General features: G+C 66.8%; 26 protein-coding genes. 21 read left to right on the top strand and 5 right to left on the bottom strand.

What is annotated here, in order from left to right; genetic code table 11:
- Nucleotides 1-24 precede the first annotated feature (24 nt).
- Both M2337_RS02325 and M2337_RS02320 read right to left on the bottom strand, forming a co-directional pair.
- Complete coding sequence (locus tag M2337_RS02325; protein WP_264571534.1) at nt 25-510, bottom strand: cyclodeaminase/cyclohydrolase family protein; 486 nt, start codon at nt 508-510, stop codon at nt 25-27.
- A 48-nt stretch (nt 511-558) separates the two neighbouring features.
- Nucleotides 559-1,923: an MFS transporter gene (locus tag M2337_RS02320; protein WP_264571533.1), complete on the bottom strand. Its 1,365-nt coding sequence runs from the start codon at nt 1,921-1,923 to the stop codon at nt 559-561.
- A gap of 175 nt (nt 1,924-2,098) precedes the next feature.
- On the opposite strand from M2337_RS02320, the gene hemB reads away from it, so the two are divergent.
- Genes hemB through M2337_RS02305 form a run of 3 tightly spaced genes read left to right on the top strand, consistent with a single transcriptional unit; the run spans nt 2,099 to nt 4,245 of the window.
- Nucleotides 2,099-3,094: a porphobilinogen synthase gene (gene hemB, locus M2337_RS02315; RefSeq protein ID WP_264572325.1), complete on the top strand. Its 996-nt coding sequence runs from the start codon at nt 2,099-2,101 to the stop codon at nt 3,092-3,094.
- A gap of 21 nt (nt 3,095-3,115) precedes the next feature.
- Nucleotides 3,116-3,691: a GNAT family N-acetyltransferase gene (locus M2337_RS02310; RefSeq protein WP_264571532.1), complete on the top strand. Its 576-nt coding sequence runs from the start codon at nt 3,116-3,118 to the stop codon at nt 3,689-3,691.
- A complete protein-coding gene (locus M2337_RS02305) occupies nt 3,688-4,245 on the top strand; it encodes a gamma carbonic anhydrase family protein (protein WP_264571531.1) in 558 nt (185 codons plus the stop codon). The genes M2337_RS02310 and M2337_RS02305 overlap by 4 nt, the downstream gene beginning before the upstream one ends.
- On the opposite strand, the gene M2337_RS02300 is transcribed toward M2337_RS02305, so the two are convergent.
- Nucleotides 4,220-4,744, bottom strand: coding sequence for a hypothetical protein (locus M2337_RS02300; RefSeq protein ID WP_264571530.1), 525 nt, complete (start codon nt 4,742-4,744; stop codon nt 4,220-4,222). The two genes, M2337_RS02305 and M2337_RS02300, sit on opposite strands and share 26 nt — an antisense overlap.
- Before the next feature lie 227 nt (nt 4,745-4,971).
- Here M2337_RS02300 and rplU point away from each other — a divergent pair, with 227 nt between their 5' ends.
- The 3 genes from rplU to M2337_RS02285 all read left to right on the top strand — a co-directional run bounded on the left by rplU (nt 4,972) and on the right by M2337_RS02285 (nt 6,498).
- Nucleotides 4,972-5,334, top strand: coding sequence for a 50S ribosomal protein L21 (gene rplU, locus M2337_RS02295; RefSeq protein WP_264572324.1), 363 nt, complete (start codon nt 4,972-4,974; stop codon nt 5,332-5,334).
- Between the two features lie 90 nt (nt 5,335-5,424).
- Complete coding sequence (gene rpmA / locus M2337_RS02290) at nt 5,425-5,694, top strand: 50S ribosomal protein L27 (protein ID WP_181560913.1); 270 nt, start codon at nt 5,425-5,427, stop codon at nt 5,692-5,694.
- A 231-nt stretch (nt 5,695-5,925) separates the two neighbouring features.
- On the top strand, nt 5,926-6,498 hold the full coding sequence (locus tag M2337_RS02285) for a GNAT family N-acetyltransferase (RefSeq protein WP_264571529.1): 573 nt from the start codon (nt 5,926-5,928) through the stop codon (nt 6,496-6,498).
- Between the two features lie 60 nt (nt 6,499-6,558).
- Here M2337_RS02285 and M2337_RS02280 read toward each other — a convergent pair whose 3' ends face one another.
- Nucleotides 6,559-7,527: a magnesium and cobalt transport protein CorA gene (locus tag M2337_RS02280; RefSeq protein WP_264571528.1), complete on the bottom strand. Its 969-nt coding sequence runs from the start codon at nt 7,525-7,527 to the stop codon at nt 6,559-6,561.
- Nucleotides 7,528-7,652: 125 nt separating this feature from the next.
- Between M2337_RS02280 and obgE the strand changes: the two genes are divergently transcribed.
- The 7 genes from obgE to lptG all read left to right on the top strand — a co-directional run bounded on the left by obgE (nt 7,653) and on the right by lptG (nt 15,175).
- A complete protein-coding gene (gene obgE / locus M2337_RS02275; protein WP_264571527.1) occupies nt 7,653-8,723 on the top strand; it encodes a GTPase ObgE in 1,071 nt (356 codons plus the stop codon).
- Nucleotides 8,724-8,988: 265 nt separating this feature from the next.
- Nucleotides 8,989-10,119 (top strand): glutamate 5-kinase, encoded by a 1,131-nt coding sequence (proB, locus tag M2337_RS02270; protein WP_264571526.1) that lies wholly within the window; start codon nt 8,989-8,991, stop codon nt 10,117-10,119.
- Entirely contained in the window at nt 10,116-11,039 is a 924-nt protein-coding gene (locus tag M2337_RS02265) for an NAD-dependent epimerase/dehydratase family protein (RefSeq protein WP_264572323.1), read from the top strand. The genes proB and M2337_RS02265 overlap by 4 nt, the downstream gene beginning before the upstream one ends.
- A gap of 101 nt (nt 11,040-11,140) precedes the next feature.
- Nucleotides 11,141-11,389, top strand: a complete 249-nt coding sequence (locus M2337_RS02260; RefSeq protein WP_181560908.1) for an acyl carrier protein — start codon at nt 11,141-11,143, stop codon at nt 11,387-11,389.
- 4 nt (nt 11,390-11,393) lie between these two features.
- Entirely contained in the window at nt 11,394-12,653 is a 1,260-nt protein-coding gene (gene spt, locus M2337_RS02255; RefSeq protein WP_264571525.1) for a serine palmitoyltransferase, read from the top strand.
- A gap of 212 nt (nt 12,654-12,865) precedes the next feature.
- On the top strand, nt 12,866-14,077 hold the full coding sequence (locus tag M2337_RS02250; protein WP_264571524.1) for an LptF/LptG family permease: 1,212 nt from the start codon (nt 12,866-12,868) through the stop codon (nt 14,075-14,077).
- Nucleotides 14,078-14,080: 3 nt separating this feature from the next.
- On the top strand, nt 14,081-15,175 hold the full coding sequence (gene lptG / locus M2337_RS02245) for an LPS export ABC transporter permease LptG (RefSeq protein WP_264571523.1): 1,095 nt from the start codon (nt 14,081-14,083) through the stop codon (nt 15,173-15,175).
- Between the two features lie 608 nt (nt 15,176-15,783).
- Here lptG and M2337_RS02240 read toward each other — a convergent pair.
- On the bottom strand, nt 15,784-16,599 hold the full coding sequence (locus M2337_RS02240; protein WP_264571522.1) for a flagellin: 816 nt from the start codon (nt 16,597-16,599) through the stop codon (nt 15,784-15,786).
- Between the two features lie 374 nt (nt 16,600-16,973).
- Here M2337_RS02240 and M2337_RS02235 point away from each other — a divergent pair, with 374 nt between their 5' ends.
- Genes M2337_RS02235 through M2337_RS02200 form a run of 8 tightly spaced genes read left to right on the top strand, consistent with a single transcriptional unit; the run spans nt 16,974 to nt 25,204 of the window.
- Nucleotides 16,974-18,233 carry a sigma-54 interaction domain-containing protein gene (locus M2337_RS02235; protein WP_264571521.1) on the top strand — a complete coding sequence of 420 codons (1,260 nt, stop codon included), beginning with the start codon at nt 16,974-16,976 and terminating at the stop codon, nt 18,231-18,233.
- A 17-nt stretch (nt 18,234-18,250) separates the two neighbouring features.
- A complete protein-coding gene (gene fliE, locus M2337_RS02230; protein WP_181560903.1) occupies nt 18,251-18,607 on the top strand; it encodes a flagellar hook-basal body complex protein FliE in 357 nt (118 codons plus the stop codon).
- Nucleotides 18,608-18,611: 4 nt separating this feature from the next.
- On the top strand, nt 18,612-20,378 hold the full coding sequence (gene fliF, locus M2337_RS02225) for a flagellar basal-body MS-ring/collar protein FliF (protein ID WP_264571520.1): 1,767 nt from the start codon (nt 18,612-18,614) through the stop codon (nt 20,376-20,378).
- Nucleotides 20,371-21,387, top strand: coding sequence for a flagellar motor switch protein FliG (fliG, locus tag M2337_RS02220; RefSeq protein ID WP_264571519.1), 1,017 nt, complete (start codon nt 20,371-20,373; stop codon nt 21,385-21,387). Before fliF ends, fliG begins: the two co-directional genes overlap by 8 nt.
- Nucleotides 21,380-22,063, top strand: coding sequence for a flagellar biosynthesis protein (locus tag M2337_RS02215; RefSeq protein WP_264571518.1), 684 nt, complete (start codon nt 21,380-21,382; stop codon nt 22,061-22,063). The genes fliG and M2337_RS02215 overlap by 8 nt, the downstream gene beginning before the upstream one ends.
- Nucleotides 22,060-23,391: a FliI/YscN family ATPase gene (locus M2337_RS02210; protein WP_181560899.1), complete on the top strand. Its 1,332-nt coding sequence runs from the start codon at nt 22,060-22,062 to the stop codon at nt 23,389-23,391. Before M2337_RS02215 ends, M2337_RS02210 begins: the two co-directional genes overlap by 4 nt.
- On the top strand, nt 23,388-23,816 hold the full coding sequence (locus M2337_RS02205) for a hypothetical protein (protein ID WP_264571517.1): 429 nt from the start codon (nt 23,388-23,390) through the stop codon (nt 23,814-23,816). Before M2337_RS02210 ends, M2337_RS02205 begins: the two co-directional genes overlap by 4 nt.
- Nucleotides 23,813-25,204 (top strand): flagellar hook-length control protein FliK, encoded by a 1,392-nt coding sequence (locus tag M2337_RS02200; protein WP_264571516.1) that lies wholly within the window; start codon nt 23,813-23,815, stop codon nt 25,202-25,204. Before M2337_RS02205 ends, M2337_RS02200 begins: the two co-directional genes overlap by 4 nt.
- Nucleotides 25,205-25,211 lie beyond the last annotated feature (7 nt).

Here is a 25,211-nt window from a genome sequence, read left to right as displayed (position 1 = left end):
CGCAGCGGCGCTTGGGTAGGGGAGCTATGCGCCTTCGGTTGCGTCGCTTGCATTCTCCGAGCCATTGGCCTCCATGATCGCGGAGGCTGCGTCGGCCAATCGGCGAGCGGCGAGGATGTCATTGGCCATGTTGGCGCGCAGCAGCGGCGCCAGTCGCTCGGCTTCCGACATGAGTTGCGCGCAGAGCCAGGTGAAGCGGTCGGCAAGCGCCACCAGATCGTCCGCCGCCTGCGCTTTCTCGCCCTCCGGGCGGGCGCGGACGAGGCGCGGAAAGCCGACGGCGTCCGCCTTGGCGGCGGCCAGCGCGCGATCCTGCAGGGCGCACAGCCGCGCCGCCGAATCGTGCAGGGCAGGGTCGACCGGAGGATGGTGGAGGCTCACCGCGATTGCCTTGCGCAGGCAGGCAATGCCCATCGCCAGCGCGCAGGCTGCGGCCGTGCCGGAGCCCGACGAGAGGTCGCCCGAGGCGATCTCCTCCAGAACATCCTCAAATGGTGCGCGCGCCAGCATGCGCCTTAAGCGGACCTGCGCAGATTAGGTTCCCGCGGCTTGATCCGCTCAGGCCGGCAGCGGGACGGGGCGCCCGGCGGGCGGCATATGCTGGTCGACGATGAAGGAGGCTGCCGAGACGAGAATGGCGCCGACTGCCAGCACCGCGAAGAAGGGGATGACGCTGCCATTGCCCAGTTCCAGCAGCGCGCCGCCGAACGCACTGGCCGACACCGCGCCGACCCGGCTCATGAAGATACCGAAGCCGATTCCCGACGAGCGGCAGGAGGGTGGATAGCCATGGGTCATGATGACATACATGGTGGCGATGCCGCCGCTGAAGGCCGCCGCCGAGGCGCCGATCAGGCTGACCACGATCAGCCGCTCGGTCTCGGTCGGCACCGGGGAGAGCGTCTCGACAAAAAAGCCGAGCGTGACGATGCAGAGGAACAGCGCGATGCTGATGCCGCTCATTACCGTGCGGGTGCCCAGCCGCCGGCTGAGGAAGCCGGCGGCAATCGCTGCGATCATGGAGGTGATGCCCGCCACCGAGACGGCATTGCCCGCCTGCGGCAGGGTGAAGCCGGCGGCGGTCAGGAATGTGGTGGACCAGTTGAGGATGCCATAGGCGACGAGGGCGCAGGCGGTGAAGGAGGTGCAGACGCCGATGTTCATCCGCAGGTTGCTGCGATGGAGCACACCGATGGCGACGCCGGCGCCATCATCCGCGCGATGGCGCTCGGGCATGAGATCGATGTCTTCATCCAGCACGCGGCGGGCAACGGCCTGCGCCTCCGCCTTGCGGCCGCGCGCGATAAGGAAAGAAGGGCTGTCGCGCAGCACGGCGATAATCAGCACGATGAGGAAAAGCGTCGCGATGCCGAAGACCATGAAGGTCCAGCGCCAGCTATAAAGGTCCGACAGGGCCGGGGCGACCCAGCCGACCACGGCGCCGCCAATCGGCGTGCCGACCGAGAGCGAGCTGACCGTGATCGGCCGCAGCCGGTCCGGCAGCCACTCGCTGGCCATGGTCAGCGCGTTGGAATAGGCTGCACCAAAGCCGATGCCGCTCACCAAGCGCCACAGGGCCATGCTGGTCACGCTGCCGGCCTGGCCCGCCGCAATGGTGCCAAGGCCGAAGATGATCGCGGCGAAGGCGAGGGCGTAGCGCCGACCGATCCTGTCGCCCAGCATCCCGCCCAGCCAGCCGCCGAGACCGAAGCCGATCAGCGCCGCGCTCATCGCAATGCCGAATGTGCCGCGATCCACGCCGAAATCGGCGATCACCAGGGGCGCGACGATGCCGAGCAGCTGCATGTCGATGCCATCGCTGACGAGGATGAGCAGGCAGATGCCGACCGTGATCCACTGAAACCTGCGCACGGGCCTGCTGGCCAGCGCGGCGCTGAATGTGGTGGCGGCGGTGGATGCCATGCCTGCCTCTCCCTTGGACCTGTTGTTGGCCGGATATCGGCCGTTTTCGACGGCGTAACGGATTGAATATCATTTGTCGAAGGAATGAACGTGGATGGGCGCGCCCCACCGTCTCTCAGGGGCGGGCGGCGCCGCAGCCATTGATCGGGGCGCGCGAGAGGCCTATCCCGCCGGCATGACGCACGCTGCCTATCCCGAGCTTCGCCTTCGCCGTACCCGCGCTGCCGCCTGGAGCCGGCGCCTTCATGCCGAGCATCGCCTGACGCCGGCCGATTTCATCTGGCCGCTGTTCATCACGGCGGGGCGCGGGGTCGAGGAGCCGGTCGGCTCGCTGCCGGGCGTCTCGCGCTGGTCGGTCGATCTGGCTGTGGCGCGCGCGCGGGAGGCTGCGGCGGCGGGCATTCCCTGCCTCGCGCTGTTCCCCAATACCCCGCATGACCGGCGCAGCGACGATGGCGTGGAGGCGCTCAATCCAGATAATCTGATGTGCGAGGCGATCCGCGCGATCAAGGATGCCGTGCCGGAGATCGGCCTGCTGACCGACGTGGCGCTCGACCCCTATACCGCGCACGGCCAGGACGGCCTGCTCGATGAAGCCGGCTATGTCGTGAACGATGCTACGGTGGAGATGCTGATCGGCCAGGCGCTCAATCAGGCCGCCGCCGGGGCGGACATCATCGCGCCGAGCGACATGATGGACGGGCGCATCGGCGCGATTCGCGAGGCGCTGGAGGCCGATGGCCACGCCAATGTGCAGATCATGGCCTACGCTGCCAAATATGCGAGCGCCTTCTACGGCCCGTTCCGCGATGCAGTCGGCTCCGGCGGGCTCCTCAAGGGCGACAAGAAGAGCTACCAGATGGACCCGGCCAATGGCGCCGAGGCGCTGCGCGAAGTGGCGATGGACATTGCCGAGGGCGCGGACAGCGTGATGGTCAAGCCCGGCCTGCCCTATCTCGATATCGTCGCGCGGGTGAAGGATGCTTTCAACATCCCGGTCTTCGCCTATCAGGTGAGCGGTGAATATGCGATGATCGAGGCTGCTGTGACCGTCGGCGCGGGCGAGCGCGACGCGCTGGTGATGGAAACGCTGATGAGCTTCAAGCGGGCCGGCTGCACGGGCGTGCTCACTTATCATGCGCTGCATGCCGCCCGGCTGCTGGGCGGCTGAGCGGGCCAGTGAGGGAACGCCATGGCCAGAATGATCGCTGAAACCGAGCGGCTGATCCTGCGGACCGAGCGGCCGGGCGATCAGCAGGTCTGGCTTGCCCACATGAACACGCCGGAAGTGCGGGCCTGTCTGGGCGGCCCCAGACCTGCGGAGGCCATTGCGGACAATTTCGCCCGGATCGCGGCCGATTGGGAAGCCAAGGGCATCTCGCTGGCGATGATCGAGCGCAAGGCCGATGGGCTGCTGCTGGGCGATTGCGGGCTTGGCGTCATCGATTCGCCGGAAGCACCCGACGAGCTGGCCGGGCAGTGGGAGATCGGCTGGATCATCCGGCACGATTGCTGGCGCAACGGCTATGCGCAGGAGGCTGCGCGCGCGATGTTGGCGCGGGCGTTCGGGCCGTGGGATCTGCCGGCGGTCTTCGCGCAGACCTCGCTCAGCAATCCGCCCTCCTGGGGCCTGATGGAAAAGCTCGGGATGCGGCGCCGTGCCGATCTGGACTATGTCGACAGCCGTTATCCGGCGGCCGACAACCCCACGATCATCTATGAGATGCGGCGCGCGGACTGGACGGCGCTGAGCGAGGACAAGTCATGACCAGGCCTCTTATTCTTCCCTTCAACGGCAAGACGCCGAAGATTCACGAGACCGCCTTTGTGGCGCCGGGCTGCGTCATCATCGGCGACGTCGAGATCGGCCCGCAGGCCAGCGTTTGGTACAATTGCGTGCTGCGGGCGGACATCAACGCCATTCGGGTCGGCGCGCGCTCGAACATTCAGGATGGCAGCACTGTCCATGTCGAGAGCGATTTCGGCGATGGCGGCCATCCGGCGATCATCGGCGACGATGTGCTGATCGGGCATATGGCAATCATCCACGGCTGCACGCTGGATAATCGCGCTTTCGTCGGCATGGGCGCCATCGTGATGGACGGATGCGTCATCGAGGGGGATGCGATGCTCGCGGCAGGCGCGATGCTCACGCCCGGCAAGCGCATGCCGGCAGGCCAGCTGTGGAGCGGGCGACCGGCCAAATATATGCGCGATCTGGGCGAGGCCGACCTGCACGGGATGCGGCGCGGCGTGGAGGCCTATGTCGAGGAGGCGGCGCTGCACACCGCCGCGCTCAAGGCTGCGGAAGCTGGCGCCTGAGGGCATCCAGCGCATCATTCTGCGCGTCGACCATTGCCAGCACGCGCAGGCGGGCCGGATCGATGACGGCAAGGTCTGCGGCGACGCGGGCGGCATCCTCGGCATCCTGCCGCTCGACAAACAGCGTGTCGAGCGCGGCGAGCGCGGCGACGCTTTCATAACGGGCACTGTCGAGCGCGCTGATCGCCGTCTGGGCGGTCACCCAGGATTCGCTGTTCGGCGCTGCGCCTGCCCCTGCTGCCACGCTGGCGCGACTGCCGGCGAGCAGGCTCTGAAAGGCCGTGTCGGCGCTGCCCGCATCGCGGGTGAAGCGATCCACCTGCGTGGCGAGCGCCGGGTCCGTCGCGGCGGGCTTGATCGCCGGGGCCGGCGGCACCGTGCGATCGCGGCTTTCCACCGGACGCTTAGCGAGCGACGGGAAGGCGCGCGGGTCGGCCTGCGCGTTGACGGCGGAGCCCAGAATCATCAGGGCGAAAAAGGCGGTGAGTCGGCGCAGCATGATGCCTTTCATTTAGGGTGGCGGGAGAAGCGCTTCAACCATGGCGCGCAGGCGGTGCCCGTTGCAGGTTTGACGGCGCGGCGCGTGAGGTTGCGCGGCGAAAATCCGAGTCTTTCCGTTGACAGGTCCGGCGACCCTCACTAAGGGGCCACATTCCCGCGCGGACAGCTCCAAATGGCTGTGCCATGCCGTTCGCGCCAAGCATTTGATTGATGGAAGTTAAGCCCATGTTCGCTGTCGTGCGTACGGGCGGCAAGCAATATCGCGTCGCCGCCGGAGACAAGATCGTCGTCGAGAAGATCGCTGGTGAAGCCGGCGAAACCGTCACGCTGGACGATGTCCTGCTCGCGGGTGACGGCTCGGAAATCAAGGACAGCAAGGGACTCACGGTCTCGGCTGAGATCATTGCCCAGGCCAAGGGCGAGAAGGTGATCGTCTTCAAGAAGCGCCGCCGGCACAATTACCGTCGTCGCAACGGCCATCGCCAGCAGCACACGATCCTCAGGATCGTGGCGATCGGCGGCGAAGCGCCGAAGAAGAAGGCCGCCGCCAAGAAGGCCGACGCCGCTCCGGCAGCCGCCGAAGCCTGAGCCTGAATTTGGTTGATTGAGCATTTTCGGACGCAAAACCGGTTTCCACTTTTGCTGAAAATGCTCTGAAAGTTTCGAGGAGTTTAGACCATGGCACATAAAAAAGCTGGCGGTTCATCGCGCAACGGTCGCGATTCAGAATCGAAGCGCCTTGGCGTGAAGAAGTTCGGCGGCCAGAGCGTGCTCGGCGGCAATATTCTCGTCCGTCAGCGCGGCACGAAGTTCTACCCGGGCCGCAATGTCGGCATCGGCAAGGACCACACCCTGTTTGCGCTCACCGAAGGTCGCGTGGTGTTCCACGACGGCAAGCTCGGTCGCAAATTTGTGTCCGTGGACGTGATGGCGGAAGCCGCCGAATAATCGGACGATTCATGACAGGGATCGTCCAGCGGGACGATCCCTTGGTGAGCCGGTGCCGGTTCATCTGAAACCAAGGGAGAAGGGATCGCCCCTCCTCCCTTTTTTCTTGTTCTCCCTGGAACCTCGATAGACCTCGGCGCGTCAGGAGCACGGTTGCTCGCAGCGTTCGCAAGGCTGTCTCACAGGCGTCATCTGTCTGCGGCAGAGCGCCCCGGAACCGGAGACAAGACCATGTTTGCACGTACCCCCCGTTTGCTGCTGCGGCCCGGCTGGCCGGAAGATGCGCAGGCGCTCTATGCCGCCATCGCGGATGAAGCGATCGTGCGGAATCTTGCCCGCGCGCCCTGGCCCTATACGCTGGACGATGCGGTCGATTTCCTCGCCGGCGATCACGATCCGCTACAGCCCAAGTTCCTGGTGATGAAGCGCACCCAGGGAATACCGCGTCTCATCGGCTCTTGCGGCATCCATACGCAGGACGATGGCGCGCTGGAGTTGGGCTACTGGATCGCGCGCCCTTACTGGGGCCTGGGTTTCGCGACCGAAGCGGCTTCGGCCGTGATGCAGATCGCCCGCGCGACGGGCGTGCGCAACATTCGCGCCAGCCATTTCACCGACAATCCGGCGTCCGGCCGGGTGTTGCGCAAGCTCGGCTTCCGTCCGGCGGGCCGCCCCGAGCCGCGCCACAGCCGTGGCCGCAATCGCGCCGATCTGTGCCAATTCTATGAAGAGGGCGGCGAAGGCGACATGCGCGAGGACGTGGCGGTGGAAATCTATGCGGATCGCGAGCCCGTCGCGGCCTGAGAGTCGCGCGCCATTTGCGAGTCCGTGGCCGTGCTCACGCCGAGCGCGGCCACGGACCGGTTACAGCCAGCCGAGCTTGCGGAAGCGCCGATACAGCAGCGCGCAGATGATCCCGATGCCGCCCAGCACGATGAAGTAGCCATAGCGCCACTGCAATTCGGGCATGTTGCTGAAGTTCATGCCGTAGATGCCGGCAATGGCGGTGGGCACGGCCAGAATCGCGGCCCACGCCGCTAGCATCCGCGTGATGTCGCCCTGCCGGCGCTGTTCGAGCAGGCTGCTCGTTTCCGCGACGGAGGTCAGATAGTCGCGCAGCCCGGCGACGCGATATTCGACCCGCCGGACATGATCCAACACGTCGCGGAAATAGGGCAGCATGTTCTCGTCGATATTCGGCTGGACATGATTGACCATGCGCCCGGCAACATCGCTCATCACCCCGAGGATGCGCTGGAAGCGGACGATCTCCCGGCGGGTCGCGAAAATCTGGCGGATCTGGTCTGAGTCGAGGAAGGCCTCGCCGGCAGCGGCTTCCATCGCCAGCACCTGTTCCTCCAGCGCATCGACGACCGGAAAATAGCCGTCGACGATGAAGTCCATGATCGCGTGCAGCACATAATCCGGGCCGTGGGCCAGGGCGGCTGGTGCGCTTTCCAGCCGCGCGCGCAGCTCCGAATGCGCTCGCGCCGAACCGTGGCGCACGGTGACGATGAAGTCCGCGCCGAGAAAGACGGAGGTCTCCCCATAGCCGATCAGGTCGCCTTCCAGATGCGCCGTGCGCAGGATCAGGAAGAGCTGGTCACCATACAGCTCAAGCTTGGGCAATTGCTTGCCCTTGCGCGCGTCTTCCTGCGCGAGCGGGTGAAGGCCGAAACAGGTGCCGACCTGGGCCAGTTCTTCGGCATCCGGCTCATGCAGGCCGATCCAGACGAACTCGCCTGCCGGCAGCCGGTCATGGCGGGGGCAGTGGATGTCGACATCCCCCACAACCTCGCCATTGCGATATCGCCGTGCTGCTATGACGGTCACGCGCGTGCCTTTCACCAGTCGAACCCGGCTGAGGTAACGCCTCGCCGGAGAAATGGAAGCATGGGAAGGCGGGCCCGTATGAGGCTGCGCTTCACCTTTGCCGGCAAACACCTTATGGGCGGCCGATGCATTTCCTAGATCAGGCCAAGATTTTCATTCGCTCGGGTGCGGGCGGGCCGGGAGCGGTCAGCTTCCGGCGCGAGAAATATATTCAATATGGCGGCCCCAATGGCGGCAATGGCGGCAAGGGCGGCGACATCATCTTCGAGGCGGTGCCCGGTCTCAACACGCTCATCGACTTCCGCTACACCCAACATTTCAAGGCGCCGCGCGGCGGCCATGGCGAGGGTGGCGACCGCACCGGCGCGGGTGGGGACGATCTCGTCATCAAGGTGCCGGTGGGCACGCAGGTCATCTCCGAGCCGGATGAAGAAGGCTATAGCGAGGTGCTGGCCGACTTTACCGAGCCCGGCCAGCGCATCGTCCTGCTGCGCGGTGGCGATGGCGGGCGCGGCAATGCCAGCTTCAAGACCAGCACGAATCGGGCGCCGCGCCAGCACGGCACCGGTTGGCCGGGCGAGGAGCGCTGGGTGTGGCTGCGCCTCAAGCTGCTGGCCGATGTGGGGCTGGTCGGACTGCCCAATGCCGGCAAGTCGACCTTCATCAATCAGGTGACAAATACCAAGGCCAAGGTCGGTGCCTATCCCTTCACGACCACCAAGCCGCAGCTCGGCGTGGTGCTGCACAAGGGGCGCGAATTCGTGCTGGCCGATATTCCGGGGCTGATCGAGGGTGCCTCGGAAGGCGCTGGGATTGGCGACCGGTTCCTTGGGCATATCGAGCGCTGCCGCGTGCTCATCCACCTCATCGACGCGACCGGGGACGATCCGGTCGAGGCCTGGCGCATCGTGCAGACCGAGCTGGAGAATTATGGCGAGGGGCTGGAGGACAAGCCGCAGCTTCTCGCGCTCAACAAGGGCGATCTGCTTGGGCAGGAGCTGATGGAAGATGTCGCCAAGGACCTGAAGAAGGCCGGCGCAGGCAAGGCGTTCATCATCTCCGGCGCGACCGGCGAGGGCATGGAGGCGCTGCTCGACGCCGTGCTGCCCATGCTGGGCGAGGTGCATCGCGCCGAGGCCCAGGAGAAAGCCGCGCAGGAAGGTGAGGTGGAGGACAAGCCATGGTCCCCCATTTGAGGATGTATCTCCCCTCCTCTTTAGAGGAGGGGGCGGGGGTGGCGATGCGCCAGCATCGCTTGCGTCGCGCTCAGGCGGCATCGCCCAACACCACCCCAACCCCTCCTCTGAAGAGGAGGGGCTTTTCCCCTGTCCCCCGCGCCGTTCGTGTCGAGCGAAGTCGAGACACGGCTGGCACTGTCCTCGCGTGTCTCGACTTCGCTCGACACGAACGGTGGGTTTGTTCTGGGCATGAGAGAAGAGTGCGTGGGGGATGCCGCTCATCATGACTGACGCCCTCACCGGTTTCCCGCCCGCCGCCATTCGGCGCATCGTCATCAAGGTCGGCTCGGCGCTGCTCGTCGCCCCGGACGGCTCCGTGCGGCGCGACTGGCTCACCAGCCTTGTCGACGAGATCGCGGCCCGCCGCGCGGATGGGCAGGAGATCATCGTCGTGTCCTCCGGCGCCATCGCGCTCGGCGCGCGCCGTCTGGGCCTCGCCAAGGGCGGTCGTGCGACGCTGGAGGATGCGCAGGCTGCGGCCGCCGTCGGCCAGATCGCGCTCAGTCAGGTCTGGGCCGACCTGCTTGCCGGGCACGATATTCCCGCCGCGCAGATGCTGGTGACGCTGGGCGACCTTGAGGATCGCCGCCGCTATCTCAATGCCTCCGCCACGCTGGACCGGCTTGCGGGCCTCGGCGTGGTGCCGGTGGTCAATGAGAATGACAGCGTTGCGACCGAGGAAATCCGCTTCGGCGACAATGACCGGTTGGCCGCGCGCATCGGTCAGGCGGCAGGCGCCGATGCGGTTGTGCTGCTCTCGGACATCGACGGGCTCTACACGGCGAACCCGCACAGCAATCCGGATGCCATATTGATCCCGCTGGTCGAGAGGATCGATGCGGCCGTGCTGGCCATGGGCGATGGCAACAGCGCCTCGGGCATGGGATCGGGCGGCATGATCTCCAAGCTGCAGGCCGCGCAGATCGCGACCGGCGCCGGTGCGCATCTGGCGATCATCTCCGGCCGCGTCGATGCGCCACTCGGCCACTGGCAGAGCAGCGGACGCGGCACATTGTTCCGCGCCTCGGCCAAGCGCGGCGGGCGGAAGGGCTGGCTCGCCGGGCGCCTCACCGTCAAGGGCAAGCTCAGCGTGGATGCCGGTGCAAGCGAAGCCCTGCGCAAGGGCCGCAGCCTGCTGCCGGCCGGCGTCACCGCCACCCATGGCAGCTATGCACGCGGCGACGTGATCGACATCGCCGGGCCGGATGGCGCGGTGATCGCGCGCGGCCTCGCGCAATATGACAGCCAGGATGCCGAGCGGATCATCGGCAAGCGCAGCGCTGAGGTCGCCGGCCTGCTCGGCGGCACCCCGCGTGCCGCGATGGTCCACCGCAGCTATATGGTGCTGCTCTGAGCACGCTGGCCCTCACCGGCGCCACCGGCTTTGTCGGCAAGGCGACGGTGGAAAGGGCGCTGGCCGCCGGCCATGCCGTGCGCGCGCTGACCCGCCGTCCCCAGCCGCCGCGCGAGGGCGTAAGCTGGATTGCCGGCTCGCTGGAGGATGCCGTCGCGCTCGACGCGCTGGTCGCCGGCGCGGATGCCGTCATCCACATCGCCGGCGTAGTCAATGCACCGACCCGTGCCGGGTTCGAGGCGGGCAATGCGACCGGCACCGCGGCCGTTATCGCCGCCATGCAGCGTGCGGGCGTGGTGCGGCTCGTGCATGTCTCCAGCCTCGCGGCGCGCGAGCCGGGGCTCTCCGATTACGGATGGTCGAAGGCGGAAGCGGAGCGGCATGTGCAGGCAAGCGGGCTCGACTGGACGATGATCCGCCCGCCCGCGATCTACGGTCCGGGGGATGCCGAATTGCTGGAGCTGTTCCAGATGGCGACGCGCGGCTTTGTGCTTCTGCCGCCGGGCGGGCGTCTCTCGGCGATCCATGTCGATGATCTGGCGGAGCTGCTGGTGCGGCTCGGCACGCAGCAGTGCGGCGAGACGCAGGGCAAAATCTATGAGGTGGACGATGGCACGCCCGAGGGCTGGAGCCATGTCGATTTCGCCCGGGCCATTGGCCGCGCCGTGGGGCGTGCCTCGGTGCGGACCATTTCCATGCCGTCCGCCCTGGTTCGCCTCGGCGCCCGCATCGACCGGCTGCTGCGCGGCGACAAGGCGCGCCTGACGCCCGACCGCGCCGCTTATTTCTGCCATGCCGATTGGGTGTCGAAGGCCGCGCTGCATCCGCCGGTCGATCTCTGGCGCCCGGCCATTGCCACCGAGGCCGGCCTTGCCATGACCGCGCAGGCCTATCGCGACAAGGGCCTGCTGCCGCGCTGATGCCCGAATCCCGCCTTATTCGCTTGCCATAGGCAGGGCGAAGCGGGCATTCGGCTCGCAACAGGGCCTTATCGGGCTATTACGGAAAGAAAGTCGCAGCCATGTCGGACCGTCAGGACGTCTACGCGCAGATCGCAGCGCAGATCGAACCCTTCAACAAGAAGGGCGTCGCCTTGAGCGACAGCACCACCTTCGCCGGCGACCTGGAGTGGGACAGCCTCACCGTCATGGATTTCGTCGCCGCGATCGAGGACGAGTTCGAGATCATCATCACCATGAACATGCAGGCGGAGATCGAGACGGTCGGCCAGCTCGTCGATGCGGTGATGAAGCTGAAGGCGGAGGGCTGAAGCCATGGCGAGCGTGATCGACGGGGCGGAAACCACCATGCGCGTGGCGGAGGCCGACAAGGACCTGTTCTCCAAGTTCGATCCCCTGATCGCCGAGCGCGAGGCGCTGCTGGCGACCGGCGTGCGCGATCCCTTCGCCATCGTGATGGACGAAGTGAAGTCGCCCACGCTTGCGGTGATCAAGGGCAAGGAGACGATCCTGCTCGGCACCTATAATTATATGGGCATGACCTTCGACCCGGATGTGGTGGCGGCGGGCAAGAAGGCGCTCGACGAGTTCGGATCCGGCACCACCGGCAGCCGCGTGCTCAACGGCACCTACCAGACCCACAAGGCCTGCGAGGATGCGCTCAAGGACTTCTATGGCACCAAGCACGCCATGGTGTTCTCGACCGGCTATCAGGCCAATCTCGGCATGATCTCCACGCTGGCCGGCAAGGGCGATTATATCGTGCTGGATGCCGACAGCCATGCCAGCATCTATGATGGCTGCGCGCTCGGCAATGCCGAGATCGTGCGCTTCCGCCACAACAGCGTGGAGGATCTGGACAAGCGCCTCGGGCGCCTGCCGGCCGATGCGCTCAAGCTGGTCGTGCTGGAAGGCGTCTATTCGATGCTCGGCGACGTGGCGCCGCTGCCGGACATGGTTGCCGCGATCCGCAAGCACCCCAATTGCATGATTCTCGTCGATGAGGCGCATGGCATGGGCTTCTTCGGCCCCAATGGCCGTGGCGTCTATGAGGAGCAGGGCGTCGAGAAGGAGATCGATTTCGTCGTCGGCACCTTCTCCAAGTCGGTCGGCACGGTCGGCGGCTTCTGCGTCTCGGATCACCCCAAGTTCGATGTGATGCGCCTCGTTTGCCGGCCTTATGTGTTCACCGCTTCGCTGCCGCCGAGCGTCGTCGCCACCGCCGCGACCTCGATCCGCAAGCTGATGCACGCCAGCGAGAAGCGCGCGCATCTTTGGGAAAACAGTCGCCGCCTGCACAAGGGGCTCATCGATCTCGGCTTCACGCTCGGCACCAAGACGCCGCAATCGGCGATCATTGCGGTGATCCTTACGGACCAGACGCAGGCCGTGGCGATGTGGCAGGCGCTGCTGGAGCTGGGACTCTATGTGAACATGGCTCGTCCGCCCGCGACACCGGCCGGCACTTTCCTGCTGCGCTGCTCGCTCTGTGCCGAGCATTCGAGCGAGCAGGTCGGCCAGATACTCGAGATGTTCGCCACGGCAGGCCGGATGACGGGCGCCATCGCTGGCTGATCGACCGACCGGGCCTGTCAGGGCCCGGTCAAGCCGTCCGTTGGTCGCACGACCGGGCGCCTTCCCGGCTCCGGCTGGCGCGTGGCGCTATGATCTGGCGGGCGTCCATACACTCTAAGGTTGCGGCGCGGGCGCATCCCGCTTACGGCCTTGCCGTGTCCGGACCTTCCGGCCGGGCCACCTGAACCGGCTCAAGGAACCTGCGGACTCTCATGCTGACCGCTCTGGACCGCTACATGGCGAGGCTGATCGCGGTCCCGCTTTTCGCAAGCCTCATCGTTGCGGCGATGCTTCTGGTGCTGGACCGGATGCAGCGGCTGTTCGTGTTCGTCGCGACCGAAGGCGGTCCGGTGAGCGTGGTGTGGCGGATGCTCGCCAATCTCCTGCCCGAATATCTCGGCCTTGGCATTCCCATCGGCCTGATGCTTGGCATCCTGCTCGCCTTCCGCAAGCTGGCTCTGTCCTCCGAGCTGGATATTCTGCGCGGCGTCGGCCTTTCCTATACGCGCCTGCTCAAGGTGCCGTATATGTACGCCATCGCGCTGGCGATCCTGAACCTGACCATTGTCGGCTTCATCCAGCCGGACAGCAAATATGCCTATGAGCGGCTGCGGTTCGAGCTGCGCTCGGGCGCGCTGGGCGCGTCCATCAAGGTCGGCGAGTTCACCAAGCTGGGCGACGGCATCACCATCCGCATCGAGGAGAGCGAGGACGAAGGCAAGAAGCTGAGCGGCATCTTCGCCCGCATGGACAGTGACGGCGGCCAGTCGCTGGCGGTCACGGCCGCGCGGGGCCAGTTCCTCGCCACCGACGATCCCGATACCATCATCATGCGCCTTACCGATGGCGTGCTGGTGCATAATTCGCCCAGCTTCACCGAACCGCGCATCCTCTCCTTCTCCAACCATGATCTGCCGATCTCGCTGCCGAAGATCGAGGAGTTCCGCATGCGGGGCGATGGCGATGTGGAGCTGAGCCTGCCGGAGCTGTTCCGCGCCGGCCTCAGCCGCGATACGGCGCTCGGCCGGGCGCAGGCCTGGTCGAACTTCAATTTCCGCGTGGTGGAAGTGGCAATGATGATGCTGCTGCCGCTCGCGGCGATTGCCTTCGCGATCCCGCCGAAACGCTCGACCTCCGCGCTCGGCGTCTTCCTGTCGATCGTCTTCATCGTCACCTATCACAAGATCAACCAGACGATGCAGTCGCTGGGCGCACTGGGCCGGATCGATCCGTTCCTCGGCCTGTGGGGACCGTTCCTCATTTTCGCCGGGATCATCGCCTGGCTCTATTATCAGACCGCCTATGTGCCCGGCGGCCAGCCCATCGGCGCGCTGGATCGTCAGTTCGCCAAGCTGCTCGGCCTGTTCAAGTCGCTGCTCAAATGGTTTGGCGACCGGCGTTACCGCAAGGCACATCGGGGATAGGCCATGCTGCTCAACTTCTTCCCTTCCCGCGCGCTGGCGCTGTATCTGGGCAAGACCTTCCTGCTGCGTTGCCTGGCGATGCTGGCGATGCTGGTGCTGATTCTGCAGATGCTCGATCTGCTGAGCGAGGCCGGCAAGGTGCTGGCCTATCCCGGCAATGGCGATGCGCAGCTATGGCAATATGTCAGCCTGCGCGCGCCGCAGATCATCTCCCGCTTCCTGCCCTTCTCGGTGCTGCTCGGCACGCTGATCACGCTGGCGACGCTCAACGCCAATAGCGAGGTGGTGGCGATGAAGTCCGGGGGGCTCTCGGCCCACCAGATTCTCGCGCCGCTCATTCTGGCCAGTCTTGCCGTGGCTGCGATCAGCTATGTGTTCAACGAACGCGTGGTCGTGCGCGCCACCGCGACGCTCACTGCCTGGGAGGCCGCCAAGTTCGGCCCCATTCCCTCCGATCCCGGCGTGAAGGGCAATGTCTGGGTTCGGCACGAGGATGACCTCATCCGGGCCGGGACGATCACCGGCCGGGGCGATGCCGTGCGGCTGCAGGATGTGAACGTCTATGACCGGCATAACAATGCCCTGATCTCCATCGTCTATGCCAAGCACGGGCGCTTTACCCCGGATGGCTGGCTGCTTGAGGATATCCGCGTGTTCGATGTCGTGCGCGGGGTCAGCCGCCATGTCGACCGGATGATGGTTGGTAAGGGCATCACGCCGGACCAGTTCACGCTGTCTTCGGTGGACCCGGATGCCATGTCCTTCTCCGACCTAAGCGAGGCGATCGATACCTTGCGCGAGGCGGGGCGCCCGGTTGCATCGCTCGAAGGGTCGCTCTGGCACAAGATCAGCGGGCCCTTGTCGGCATTGCTGATGCCGTTGCTGGGCTCCGTCGCGGCTTTTGGTATTGCACGCTCCGGCAAGCTGTTCGTGCGCGCGGTGATCGGCATGGCGTTGGGCTTCGCCTTCTTCGTGGCCGACAATTTCGCCCTCTCCATGGGCAATCTGGGGGTGTATCCCCCGATGCTGGCGGCCTGGGCGCCGTTCCTGCTCTTTCTGGTGGTTGGCGAAGCGGTGTTGATTACCACGGAGGAATAGCGCTCTGCCCGGATGGGCGGGGCGGTCCTTCGGTACGCCGCTTCGACAGGCTCAGCAGCTACTCAGGACGAACGGAGGTGGGGCCTTGGCACGCCACGTGCTGGATCGGAGCGGAACCGACACTGTTTTCCCAAGCTCGGAATTTTGTCCACGCCGCCTAACCTCCCGTTCGTGTCGAGCCCTTCGACTGCCCGCAGGGCGGGCGCTCAGGATAAACTTCAGCCGAAGGCTGAAGTCGAGACACGGTACGCTTCACCCTTCTCGACTTCGCTCGAAGCGAACGGAGTGGTGGTGCGATGGAAGGGATCATGGCTGGCCACTCCCCTTCTGGCCTCCGCCCATTGCATGTCCGCATGAGCATCAGGCTGGCGAGCGGCGCCTTCATGCGCGCTCCACGTGCCCGATCAACACCTCTCGCTTGTCCGCCGGGGGCTGGCGCCCCGCTCGCCTACAAGAGAAGAAACCCTCCGCCCGGGGGAGCGAAGGGTTTCGATATTCCCTGTTGGGGATGCTGACCCCCGGCACGATGGGGACTCTATGGTGCCGGGGGTCAACCGGGCCGGCGAGTGTGGACCAGTACCCTCGCCGTCCGATCTTAGGTGCTGCCCTTAGCGGAGCAGGCTGAGCACGCCCTGCTGGCTCTGGTTCGCCTGAGCGAGCATCGCCGTGGAGGCCTGGCTGAGGATCTGGTTCTTGGCGAGCGCCGTCGATTCCTCGGAGAAGTCGGCGTCTTCGATCCGCGAACGGGCGTCGGACAGGTTGGTGATCGTGGTGGTCAGGTTGCTGGCAGCCGATTCGAGACGGCTCTGCGTGGCACCCAGATTGGCACGGCCGGTAGCAACCGCTTCGATCGCGGTGTCGATGGCGGTCATCGCCGCACCCACCGTCGCGCCGGCGCCGCCGATGTTCGGGGCAGCGGTTGCGAGCGCCGTCAGAGCCGTCGTCACCGCCGAGGTGTCAACCGAGACAGTGTCGGTCGAGCCGGTGCCGACCTGGATCGAGGTAGCCGTCGCGCTGAACAGCGCCACACCGTTGAACTCCTGGCCCTGCACCTTGCCGATCTGCGTCATCAGCGCGGAGACTTCCGCCTGCAGATTGTCGCGGGCGGCGGTGTCGTTCGTGCCGTTCGCGGACTGCACAGCCAGTTCCTTCATGCGGACCAGCATGTTGGAGATGTCGCCCAGCGCGCCTTCAGCGGTCTGCGCCAGCGAGAGGCCGTCATTGGCGTTGCGGCGTGCAGCAGCGAGGCCACGGACTTCGGCGGTCATCTTGGTGGCGATGGCGAGGCCGGCGGCGTCGTCCTTCGCGGTGTTGATGCGCTTGCCGGAGGACAGGCGCTCCATGGCCTGCGACAGGCCCTGATTCGCGGTGGCCGAGGCATTCTGGGCCCGAATCGCGGACACGTTGGATGCAATAACAGTCATGTGGTTTCCTTTCCCGCTTCACTGAGGGTCGCTGCCCTTTGGCGGTGGCGGCCTCGAAACCACAGAACGGATAAGGCCTCAGGAGCTTTAGGTGACCGTCTCAAATTTCCCCAAGACGCCGATTAATATTATGAAATAAAACGATATATTTTGTAACAAAGCGCGCCGGGCCGGGTTCGTCGAGAGGGAAAGTGGAGCTCTGCATGTCATGCGCGACATGATTTTCGCGCCTTCAGACGGTCGGCAAAATCCTGCCGCACTGCGGCAATGGTTCGCCGTCGTTAACCGAATGCTAAGCATTTTTTATCACTTTTAACGGGCAAGACGGGGGTGGCTCGCAAGAGCCCGGACTGGACCAAAATGGGGGCTTACGCATGTTGCATGTCGACATGAGTCAGCGCGTACAGCGGCTATTGCCGGATCTGGACGCGTGGCTCGATACTGCCTGCTTTTCTGTACGAACGGTAGGCGCGGACACGCCGCGTGGTAAATCTATCCAGCGCATTCTCCTCGCCGAGGAAATTGCCGATGCCACATGTCGCGACCTGCTGATCGAGTGGCGCGAGGGCGCGCCGCGCTTCATGCCGGCCTCCAATGGCTTCCCCGCTCGCATTGCCTTCGGCGCACCGGACAAGGCGATGGCCTTTGCCCTGATCGCCGAACTGCTCCGCCCGGCGCGGATGCCGGCGGTGGGAGACGAGAGCAGCGCCATGCTGATGCGCCTCGCCCAGCGGATCGCCGCCAGTGATGCGACGGTGCTCGTTCAGGGCGAGACCGGCACGGGCAAGGAGGGCATTGCGCGCTTCCTTCATGATATGAGCCCACGCGCCGACAAGGATTTCATCGCCGTCAATTGCGCGGCGCTGCCGGAAACCATGATGGAAGCCATGCTCTTCGGTCACAAGAAGGGCAGCTTCACCGGGGCCGGCGCGTCGTCCGACGGCCTGTTCCTCGCTGCCAATGGCGGCACGCTGTTCCTCGACGAAATCGCCGAACTGCCGCTGGCCCTGCAGGCCAAGCTGCTGCGCGCGCTGCAGGAAGGCGAAGTGCTTCCCGTCGGCGCGACGCATCCGGTGCCGGTCGATGTGCGCGTCGTCGCCGCCTGCAACCGCGATCTTTCGGCGGAGGCCGATGCCGGTCGGTTCCGCGCGGACCTTTACTGGCGGCTCAATGTGATGCCGCTGCACCTGAGCGCGCTCGCAAGCCGTCCGGGTGACATTCCGGCGATCACCGCCTCGTTTCTGCTGCGCCATCAGGGCGGCCAGTCCGGCTTCGCCTGGCCGACGCCCGCAGCGCTGGCGCATCTTGGTGCGCACAGCTGGCCGGGCAATGCCCGTGAGCTGGGCAATGTCCTCCAGCGGGCCATCGTGCTGCGGGAAGGCGACCAGATCGACGTGAGCGATCTCAGCCTAGCCGGCAACGCCATGCCCGCGCCCGTTCCAGCCGAGCCCGCGCCGCTGCCGGCCCGTGCTCGTCTTCAGGATGTCGCCCGCGCCTCGGCGATGGACGCCATTCGCCTCGCCCTGCGTGACACCGGCGGGCATCGCGCCCGCGCGGCTCGCATCCTTGGCATTTCCGAACGTACCCTGCGCTACCGTCTCGCTGAAATGCGTGACCTCGCGCTGGCTAGCTGAGCGCAGGAGGCATCATCATGTCGGGACTTTCCGTCGATAGCGTGCTGGCCCTGCGCCAGAGCATTCTCCAGCGTAACTCCGCGATCCAGGACGCCGCGAAAAGCGCCGCGGGTGCCGCGACCGGCGGCGCGCCCGCCAGCAGCCCTGCAGGTGGCGCCGATTTCGCGGACGCCATGCGCAGCGCCATCGAGGGCGTGAACAAGCTGCAGACCCAGTCGAGCGACGCGACCGCGGCTTATGAGCGCGGCGAGACCACGGACATCGCGGCGGTCATGCTGACCCGCCAGCAGGCGTCGGTGGGCTTCGAGACGACCCTGCAGGTCCGCAACAAACTCCTGTCCGCCTACAAGGACATCATGAGCATGCCGGTGTAATGAGATGAGCGACGCGAACATCACCACCACCACTGGCAACCAGGCAGCGATGCAGCCCGGCTTGCCCGCCCTCTCCGGGTCTGGCGCGGGCTTTGCGGCCGGCGCGCAGGGCATGAAGCTGCGCCTCACGGGCCTGCTTCAGCAACCCGCCGTGCAGCGCAGCCTGCCGATGATCGGCCTGATCACTGTTGCTGCGCTCGCCGCGCTGGCCTGGCTGGCACTGCGCGAGCCGCCGCAGCGCGACCTGTTCCGGGGCTTGCCGGAGGCCGACCAGGCCGCCGTGGCCGAGGCGCTGGGCAAGAGCGGCATCGCCTATAATTTCGATCAGACGAGCGGTGCGATCACCGTCTCCGAGACCGATTATTTCAACGCCAAGATGAAGCTCGCCGCCGAGGGCCTGCCCCGCAGCGCGCCGACCGGCGACACGCTGATCGACTCCATGCCGATGGGCGCGAGCCGCGCCGTCGAGGGCGAGAAACTGCGCAGCGCGCGCGAGATGGATCTGGCCCGCACCATCGAGGCGATCGATGCGGTTACCAAGGCGCGGGTCCACCTCGCGGTCGAGGCGCCGAGCATCTTCCTGCGCGAGCGCTCCCGCCCGACGGCATCCGTGATGCTGCAGCTGGCTAATGGTCGCTCGCTGTCCGAAGGGCAGGTCGAGGCCATCGTCCATCTCGTCGCCTCTTCCGTGGGCGACATGGCGCCGGAATCGGTGTCGGTCGTCGATCAGAATGGCCGCCTGCTCAGCAATGCGACCGGGGCCGGCGCGGAGACGGATCGTCAGATCCAGATCCAGAGCCGCATCGAGGATCGCTACCGTCAGGCTGTGACCGCCCTGCTCACGCCGATCATCGGTGCCGGCAAGTTCTCGACCGAGGTGCATGCCGAGGTAAACTTCGCCGAGCGGCAGGCCACGCGCGAAACCTATCCGCAGGACGAAGCCCGTCTGCGCGCCGAAACCGGCAGCTGGAACACGGATGCGCAGGGCAATGCCAATGCCACACCGGGCGGCATCCCCGGCGCGCTGCAGCCCAATCCGCCGGTTAACCCCGCCGATCCGGGCGGCCCGCCGCCGACACAGGCGCAGGCCCAGGCCAACGCCATGCAGACGCCGCCCGCACCCGGCATGCCGCCGTTCAAGACGACCGAGACCTTCAACCGCAGCTTCGAACTGGGCCGCGAAGTCTCCGTGACGCGGGACGCCGTGGGCACCGTGCAGCGCTTGTCGATCGCCGTCGCGCTGGATCAGGGCACCGATGGCAAGCCGCGCACGCCGCAGGAGATTGCCGCGCTCGAGGCGCTGGTCAAAGGCGCAATCGGCTTCGATCAGGCCCGCGGCGACGTGGTGGCGATTTCCTCCCGCAAGTTCGCCGAAGCCGCCGGGGACGCCGCCACCGATGCGACGCCCTGGTATCAGGAAGCCTGGGTGGCAATGCTCGCCCGTAACGTCTCGGCCCTGCTCGTCGCGCTGCTGCTGCTGGTCGGCATCGGCCGTCCGCTGCTCAAGCGCTGGTCCGCCGCGCAGGCGGAGCGCCAGGTGCTCGATGCACAGATCGGCCAGCAGATCGGCACGGAAATCCAGGCCGAGATCGGCCGGGCCTCGGCGGCGGTGCATGACCCCGCCCAGCCGGTGACCCTCGATATGATCAGCGCCACGCATGACTATAGCGACCGTGCCACGCTGATCCGCAACTTTGTGAAGCAGGACCCCGATCGCGCTGCGCTCGTCGTTCGCGATCTCCTCAAGGATGGAGTGAAGGCCGATGGCTGAGGTCGAAGCCGCCCGCCCGCTCACCGGCAGCGCCGCAGCCGCCGTGCTGCTGATGCTCTTCGAGGAAGACGAGGCCGCGCAGATCCTCTCCCGGCTGGAGCCGGACGAGGTGCGCCAGCTCGGCTACGCCATGTATGACGTCGCCGATGTCGAGGTGGACGAGGTGAACGCCGCGCTGGACCAGTTCGTCTCCAAGGCGCGCGGTCGCACCACCATCGGCTACGGGGCGACGCAGCATATTCGCGGCGCCATGCACAAGGCGCTCGGGCCGGACCGCGCGGACAATATGCTCGCGCGCATCACGCCGCCGACGCGCTCGACCAAGCTCTCGATGCTCAAATGGATGGAGCCGGCCGAGATCGCCGCGATCATCGAGCCCGAGCATCCGCAGATCATGGCCATCGTGCTGGCCCATCTGGACCCGGCTGTAGCCGCCGCGACCCTGCAGCTGCTGCCGGCTGAGGTGCAGGACGATGTCGTCTATCGCGTCGCCACGCTCGGCCCGGTGAGCACCGAGGCGCTGGACGAGCTGGAGCAGCTCATCGCCTCCCGCCCGGCGCAGGGCCGCTCCTCCGCTGGCACCACCAAGCGCGGTGGCACCAGCGAGGCCGCCGCGATCATGAACAACATCCGCAAGGATCATGAGCAGCGCATCATCAAGGCGCTGAACAAGCGCGACCGCAATGTCGCGCAGCTCATCGAGGACGAGATGTTCGTCTTCGAAAATCTGCAGGCCCTGTCGGACAAGGATCTCGGCACGCTCATGCGGGCGGTGGACAACGCCATTCTCGTCGTCGCGCTCAAGGGGGCGAGCGACACGCTGCGCACCCGCATCCTGGGCTGCATGTCGCAGCGCGCCGCCCAGTCCATTCAGGACGAGATGGACGAGCGCGGCCCGATGCGCCTTGCTGAAGTGATGGAAGCGCAGAAGGCGATCATCGCCGAGGCGCGCCGCATGGGCGAGGAAGGGGCAATCATGCTGGGCGGAAAGGGCGACGACTATGTCTAGGATCTGGTCGGCCGATAGCGTCAGAGGCGCCGCGCCGCTGGAGAGCTGGGGCAATTTCGGCAGCGTCGGGCGCGATGGCAGGGGCTTTCGCCACCTCTATGCCGAGGAGCAGGGCCATCGGGCCTGGAACGTCACCTTCCCCGGCGGAAGCGGGCCCGGCGGCGACTATGATGAGACGCTGGCCGCTCAGGCGCCGGTCGACCCCATCGAGGAAGCCGCGCGCGATGCCTTCGTGCAGGGCTTTCAGGAAGGCGAGCGCATCACGCGCGAAGCCGCCGAGCAGGACGATGCGGCGCGGCGGGAGCTGGCTGCCGCTGTTCTGGCGCTCGGCAAAGTGGATGAAGGCGCATTCGCCACGCTGCTCTCCCAGGCGGTCATCCGTCTGGTCGGGCAGATTGTGGGTGAAGTGCCGATCGATGCCGATGTGCTCCGGGCGCGCTGCGAGGCGGTTGCCGCCTGCATCGACACGGACGACGCCAAGGGCCGGTTGGAGGTCAATCCCGAGGATCTGCCGCTGCTGCAGGCCGAGCCGCTGCGCTTCTCGCTGGCGGCCAGCCCCGATGTGCCGCGCGGATCGGTCCGGCTCGCCACGGCGGAGGGCTGGATCGAGGATGGCCCGGACGTGCGCCTTGCGCGCCTCAAGGCGCTGATGGACGATATGGAGGGCCGGCTGTGATCCAGGCGGAACTCGCCCGCGCCACGCGCTTGCTCGATCATATGCAGGTGCCCAATCAGGCGCCGCGCCATGTCGGCCGGCTGGTTGGCCATGATGGCGGCATGCTGGAAGTCACCGGCTTTTCCCGCCCCATCGGCGCCGGCGCGCGCATTCGCGCGGCCGATGGCACGTCGGTGCGCGCCGAGGTCGTCGGCTTCCGGGGCAGTCGCGCCGTGCTGGTGCCGCTCGATCAGGATGCGCCGCTGGAAAATGGCGCGCGCGTCGAGCCGGACAGCGCCGCCAACATGGTGCAGGTCGGTGAGGGGCTGATCGGCCGCGTCATCGATGCCATGGGACAGCCGCTCGATCGCAAGGGGCCGGTGCTTGCCAATGGCCAGTGGCCGCTCGCCGGCGTGCGCGGCAATGTGCTGGATCGCGGCAGGGTGCTGGAACGCTTCGATCTCGGTGTGCGCGCGGTGAATGCGTTGCTCACGGCCGGGCGCGGCCAGCGTATCGCCATCATGGCCGGTTCGGGCGTCGGTAAATCGGTGCTGATGGGCCAGATGATTGCTGGCGCCGAGGCGGACGTGATCGTCACCGGCCTGATCGGCGAGCGCGGCCGCGAGGTCAGCGACTTCCTCGAGACCAAGATCGGCGGCGCGCTCATGAACAAGAGCGTCGTGGTTGCCGTGCCGGCCGATCATCCGCCGGTGCTGCGCCTGCGCGCGGCTGCCCGCGCGACCGCCATCGCCGAATATTTCCGCGCGCGGGGCAAGCAGGTGCTGCTGCTCATCGACAGTCTCACCCGCTGCGCCCATGCCCAGCGCGAGATCGGCCTGTCGCTGGGCGAGCCGCCGGCGATGAAGGGCTATCCGCCCTCGGCGCTGTCGCTCATCCCCCGCCTTGTCGAGCGCGCCGGCGTGGACAGCCGCTCGGGCGGATCGATCACCGCGATCTACACTGTGCTGGCCGATGGCGACGATACCGACGACCCCATCGTCGACACCGCGCGCGCCATTGTCGACGGGCATATCGTGCTCTCGCGGCACCTCTCCGAACAGAGCATCTTCCCGGCCATCGACGTCGGGCGCTCGCTCTCGCGCGTCATGGCGGACATCGTGGATGACGAGCATCTGCGCGCCGCCGCCAATTATCGGCGGCTGTGGGCGGCCTATGAGGAAAATCGCGACCTCATCCTGATGGGCGCCTATCGCCCCGGCAACGATCCGACCATTGATGAGGCCGTGGAACGCCGGCAGCAATTGCTCGGCTTCCTGCGCCAGAGCAGCAAGTCCACGATTGACGTCGACACCAGTGCCGCGGCGCTGATCGCGGAGTTCGGCGCATGAGCCGCCTGGTCGCCGCGCGCAAGCGCCTCGTCCGGGTGCGGGACGTGCAGCACAATCAGGCCGTCGCCGCGCTCACGCTTGCGCAGGATGAGGCGAGCCAGATTGCCAGCAATGCCCGCCGCATCGCGCAGGTGCGCGAAGAGCTGTGCGGCCAGAGCGGGCAGCAGATCGGCGGACTCTTCGCTGCGCGGCGCGAACTGGCCAGCCGCCTGGAGCGCGCCGGCCGGCAGCTCGATGGCGCGCTGTTCGATGCCAATCGGCGGATCGACGCGCGCGATGCGGAACGGGTGGTGGCGGATCGTGAACGCGAAATTGCCGAGCGCCTCAAGGACAAGGCCAAGGCCGCACGGGAAGCGCAGCGCGAAGCCCGGCTGGCCGCGCAGCCGCGCGTCCGGCGGATGCAGAACAGGGGACTGGAAGAATGATCAACATCACGTCGCTCTTCAGCATGATGACGGGGCGCGCTCCGGCTGCCGATGCGAAGGCCGGGGAACCGGGCCTCGCCACGGGCGGGCAGTTCGCTGCGCTTGTCGAGCTGGCTGCGCTGAACGGCAATGCTCCGGCGGCCGGGGGCGCGGGCCTCAGCCTTGTCGTCGACAATGACGGGACTGCCACGACCGGACCGGCCGGTGCCCCGGACGAAGGCTTCAGCGCCGATATCCTCGCGCTGGTCGGCGGCGAAAAGCTGGCTTTGACAGCGCCCGATCGGTTCGCGAGCCAGCCCCAGCAGGCTGTTACCGTCGCGGCTCAGCTGCAGGCGCAGCAGGCCCAGCAGGGCGCTGCGATAGCGCAGCCGCCCCAGGATGCCGCCCTGGCGTTGACCGAAGGCGAGCCGAATGCAGACGCCGAGGCCGGTGACGCGGCCGCAACGGATGAGGGCGCCACCAACGCTGCGGCGCCCGGGCAGCCGCTGCAGGCGCAGGTCATTCCCTTCCCGCTCGCGCCCGGCATGCCGGCCATGGCTGCGCACGTCGCCGCCGGGACCGGACCCAAGGGAGGCCGGGCCGCCGCTTCAACGCAGGATGGCGCGACCGTGGCCGCTGGTGTGGCGGCGCTCGCTGCCCCCAAGGCCGATGGGGCGGACTCTCCAAAGGCGGAGGGTGCCAGCCTGGCAGATGCTCTGGCGGCGCAGGGCGCCACGACCGGCAAGGCCGCAGCGCCGTCTCCAGACATGGCCCAGCGCTTCGTCATCGACTTGCCGGTTGGCATCTCGACCGAGAGCGGCGCTGTCAGCAGCAGTGGCGGCGCAGGCCAGGCGGCGCCTTCGGCCGCATCGGCACTGGGCGCGCAGGTCATCGACATGGGCGTTTCGGGCCAGTGGATCGACCGGCTGGCGCGGGAAATCGCCGGGCTGGCGGAAGGCGGCGGTCATAGCCGCTTCTCGCTCAATCCGCCGCATCTGGGCCGGCTTGAGGTCGACGTGTTCCAGGGCGCCGGCGCCATGGACATCCGCCTGACGGCCGAAACGGATGAGGCCGCACGGCGCCTCAACGAAGGGCGCGGCACGCTGCAGGCCGATGCACGTCTTGCCACCCTGCATCTCGGGCAGATCACGGTCGAGAAGGCCGGCGCCTCCTCGGATACCGCGCGCGATCAGGGTCAGGCGCAGAGCCAGGCCCAAAATCAGGCGCAAAATCAGGCCCAGGGCCAGGCCCAGCGCGATCTGGCGAGCCAGATGCAGCAGCAGGGGCGCGGACAGGATGGCGATCGCGGGACATCGTTCCCGCGCGTCGCCGGGGAACAATCTCGCCAGCCCGATGAGAGCAGGGTCGCCGCGCGCGACAGTGCCGACGGGCATGTGCGCTTTGCTTAAGGGGATC

It is taken from the genome of Sphingobium sp. B2D3A (assembly GCF_025961795.1).
Classification (GTDB): Bacteria; Pseudomonadota; Alphaproteobacteria; order Sphingomonadales; family Sphingomonadaceae; genus Sphingobium.
This window is presented reverse-complemented; position numbering and strand designations above follow the sequence as displayed.

Excerpts from the sequence above, each read along its gene's own strand:
- M2337_RS02325 (WP_264571534.1), bottom strand. The coding sequence starts at position 510 with ATGCTGGCGCGCGCACCATTTGAGGATGTTCTGGAGGAGATCGCCTCG.
- M2337_RS02320 (WP_264571533.1), bottom strand. The coding sequence starts at position 1,923 with ATGGCATCCACCGCCGCCACCACATTCAGCGCCGCGCTGGCCAGCAGG.
- hemB (WP_264572325.1), top strand. The coding sequence starts at position 2,099 with ATGACGCACGCTGCCTATCCCGAGCTTCGCCTTCGCCGTACCCGCGCT.
- M2337_RS02310 (WP_264571532.1), top strand. The coding sequence starts at position 3,116 with ATGGCCAGAATGATCGCTGAAACCGAGCGGCTGATCCTGCGGACCGAG.
- M2337_RS02305 (WP_264571531.1), top strand. The coding sequence starts at position 3,688 with ATGACCAGGCCTCTTATTCTTCCCTTCAACGGCAAGACGCCGAAGATT.
- M2337_RS02300 (WP_264571530.1), bottom strand. The coding sequence starts at position 4,744 with ATGCTGCGCCGACTCACCGCCTTTTTCGCCCTGATGATTCTGGGCTCC.
- rplU (WP_264572324.1), top strand. The coding sequence starts at position 4,972 with ATGTTCGCTGTCGTGCGTACGGGCGGCAAGCAATATCGCGTCGCCGCC.
- rpmA (WP_181560913.1), top strand. The coding sequence starts at position 5,425 with ATGGCACATAAAAAAGCTGGCGGTTCATCGCGCAACGGTCGCGATTCA.
- M2337_RS02285 (WP_264571529.1), top strand. The coding sequence starts at position 5,926 with ATGTTTGCACGTACCCCCCGTTTGCTGCTGCGGCCCGGCTGGCCGGAA.
- obgE (WP_264571527.1), top strand. The coding sequence starts at position 7,653 with ATGCATTTCCTAGATCAGGCCAAGATTTTCATTCGCTCGGGTGCGGGC.
- proB (WP_264571526.1), top strand. The coding sequence starts at position 8,989 with ATGACTGACGCCCTCACCGGTTTCCCGCCCGCCGCCATTCGGCGCATC.
- M2337_RS02260 (WP_181560908.1), top strand. The coding sequence starts at position 11,141 with ATGTCGGACCGTCAGGACGTCTACGCGCAGATCGCAGCGCAGATCGAA.
- spt (WP_264571525.1), top strand. The coding sequence starts at position 11,394 with ATGGCGAGCGTGATCGACGGGGCGGAAACCACCATGCGCGTGGCGGAG.
- M2337_RS02250 (WP_264571524.1), top strand. The coding sequence starts at position 12,866 with ATGCTGACCGCTCTGGACCGCTACATGGCGAGGCTGATCGCGGTCCCG.
- lptG (WP_264571523.1), top strand. The coding sequence starts at position 14,081 with ATGCTGCTCAACTTCTTCCCTTCCCGCGCGCTGGCGCTGTATCTGGGC.
- M2337_RS02240 (WP_264571522.1), bottom strand. The coding sequence starts at position 16,599 with ATGACTGTTATTGCATCCAACGTGTCCGCGATTCGGGCCCAGAATGCC.
- M2337_RS02235 (WP_264571521.1), top strand. The coding sequence starts at position 16,974 with ATGTTGCATGTCGACATGAGTCAGCGCGTACAGCGGCTATTGCCGGAT.
- fliE (WP_181560903.1), top strand. The coding sequence starts at position 18,251 with ATGTCGGGACTTTCCGTCGATAGCGTGCTGGCCCTGCGCCAGAGCATT.
- fliF (WP_264571520.1), top strand. The coding sequence starts at position 18,612 with ATGAGCGACGCGAACATCACCACCACCACTGGCAACCAGGCAGCGATG.
- fliG (WP_264571519.1), top strand. The coding sequence starts at position 20,371 with ATGGCTGAGGTCGAAGCCGCCCGCCCGCTCACCGGCAGCGCCGCAGCC.
- M2337_RS02215 (WP_264571518.1), top strand. The coding sequence starts at position 21,380 with ATGTCTAGGATCTGGTCGGCCGATAGCGTCAGAGGCGCCGCGCCGCTG.
- M2337_RS02205 (WP_264571517.1), top strand. The coding sequence starts at position 23,388 with ATGAGCCGCCTGGTCGCCGCGCGCAAGCGCCTCGTCCGGGTGCGGGAC.
- M2337_RS02200 (WP_264571516.1), top strand. The coding sequence starts at position 23,813 with ATGATCAACATCACGTCGCTCTTCAGCATGATGACGGGGCGCGCTCCG.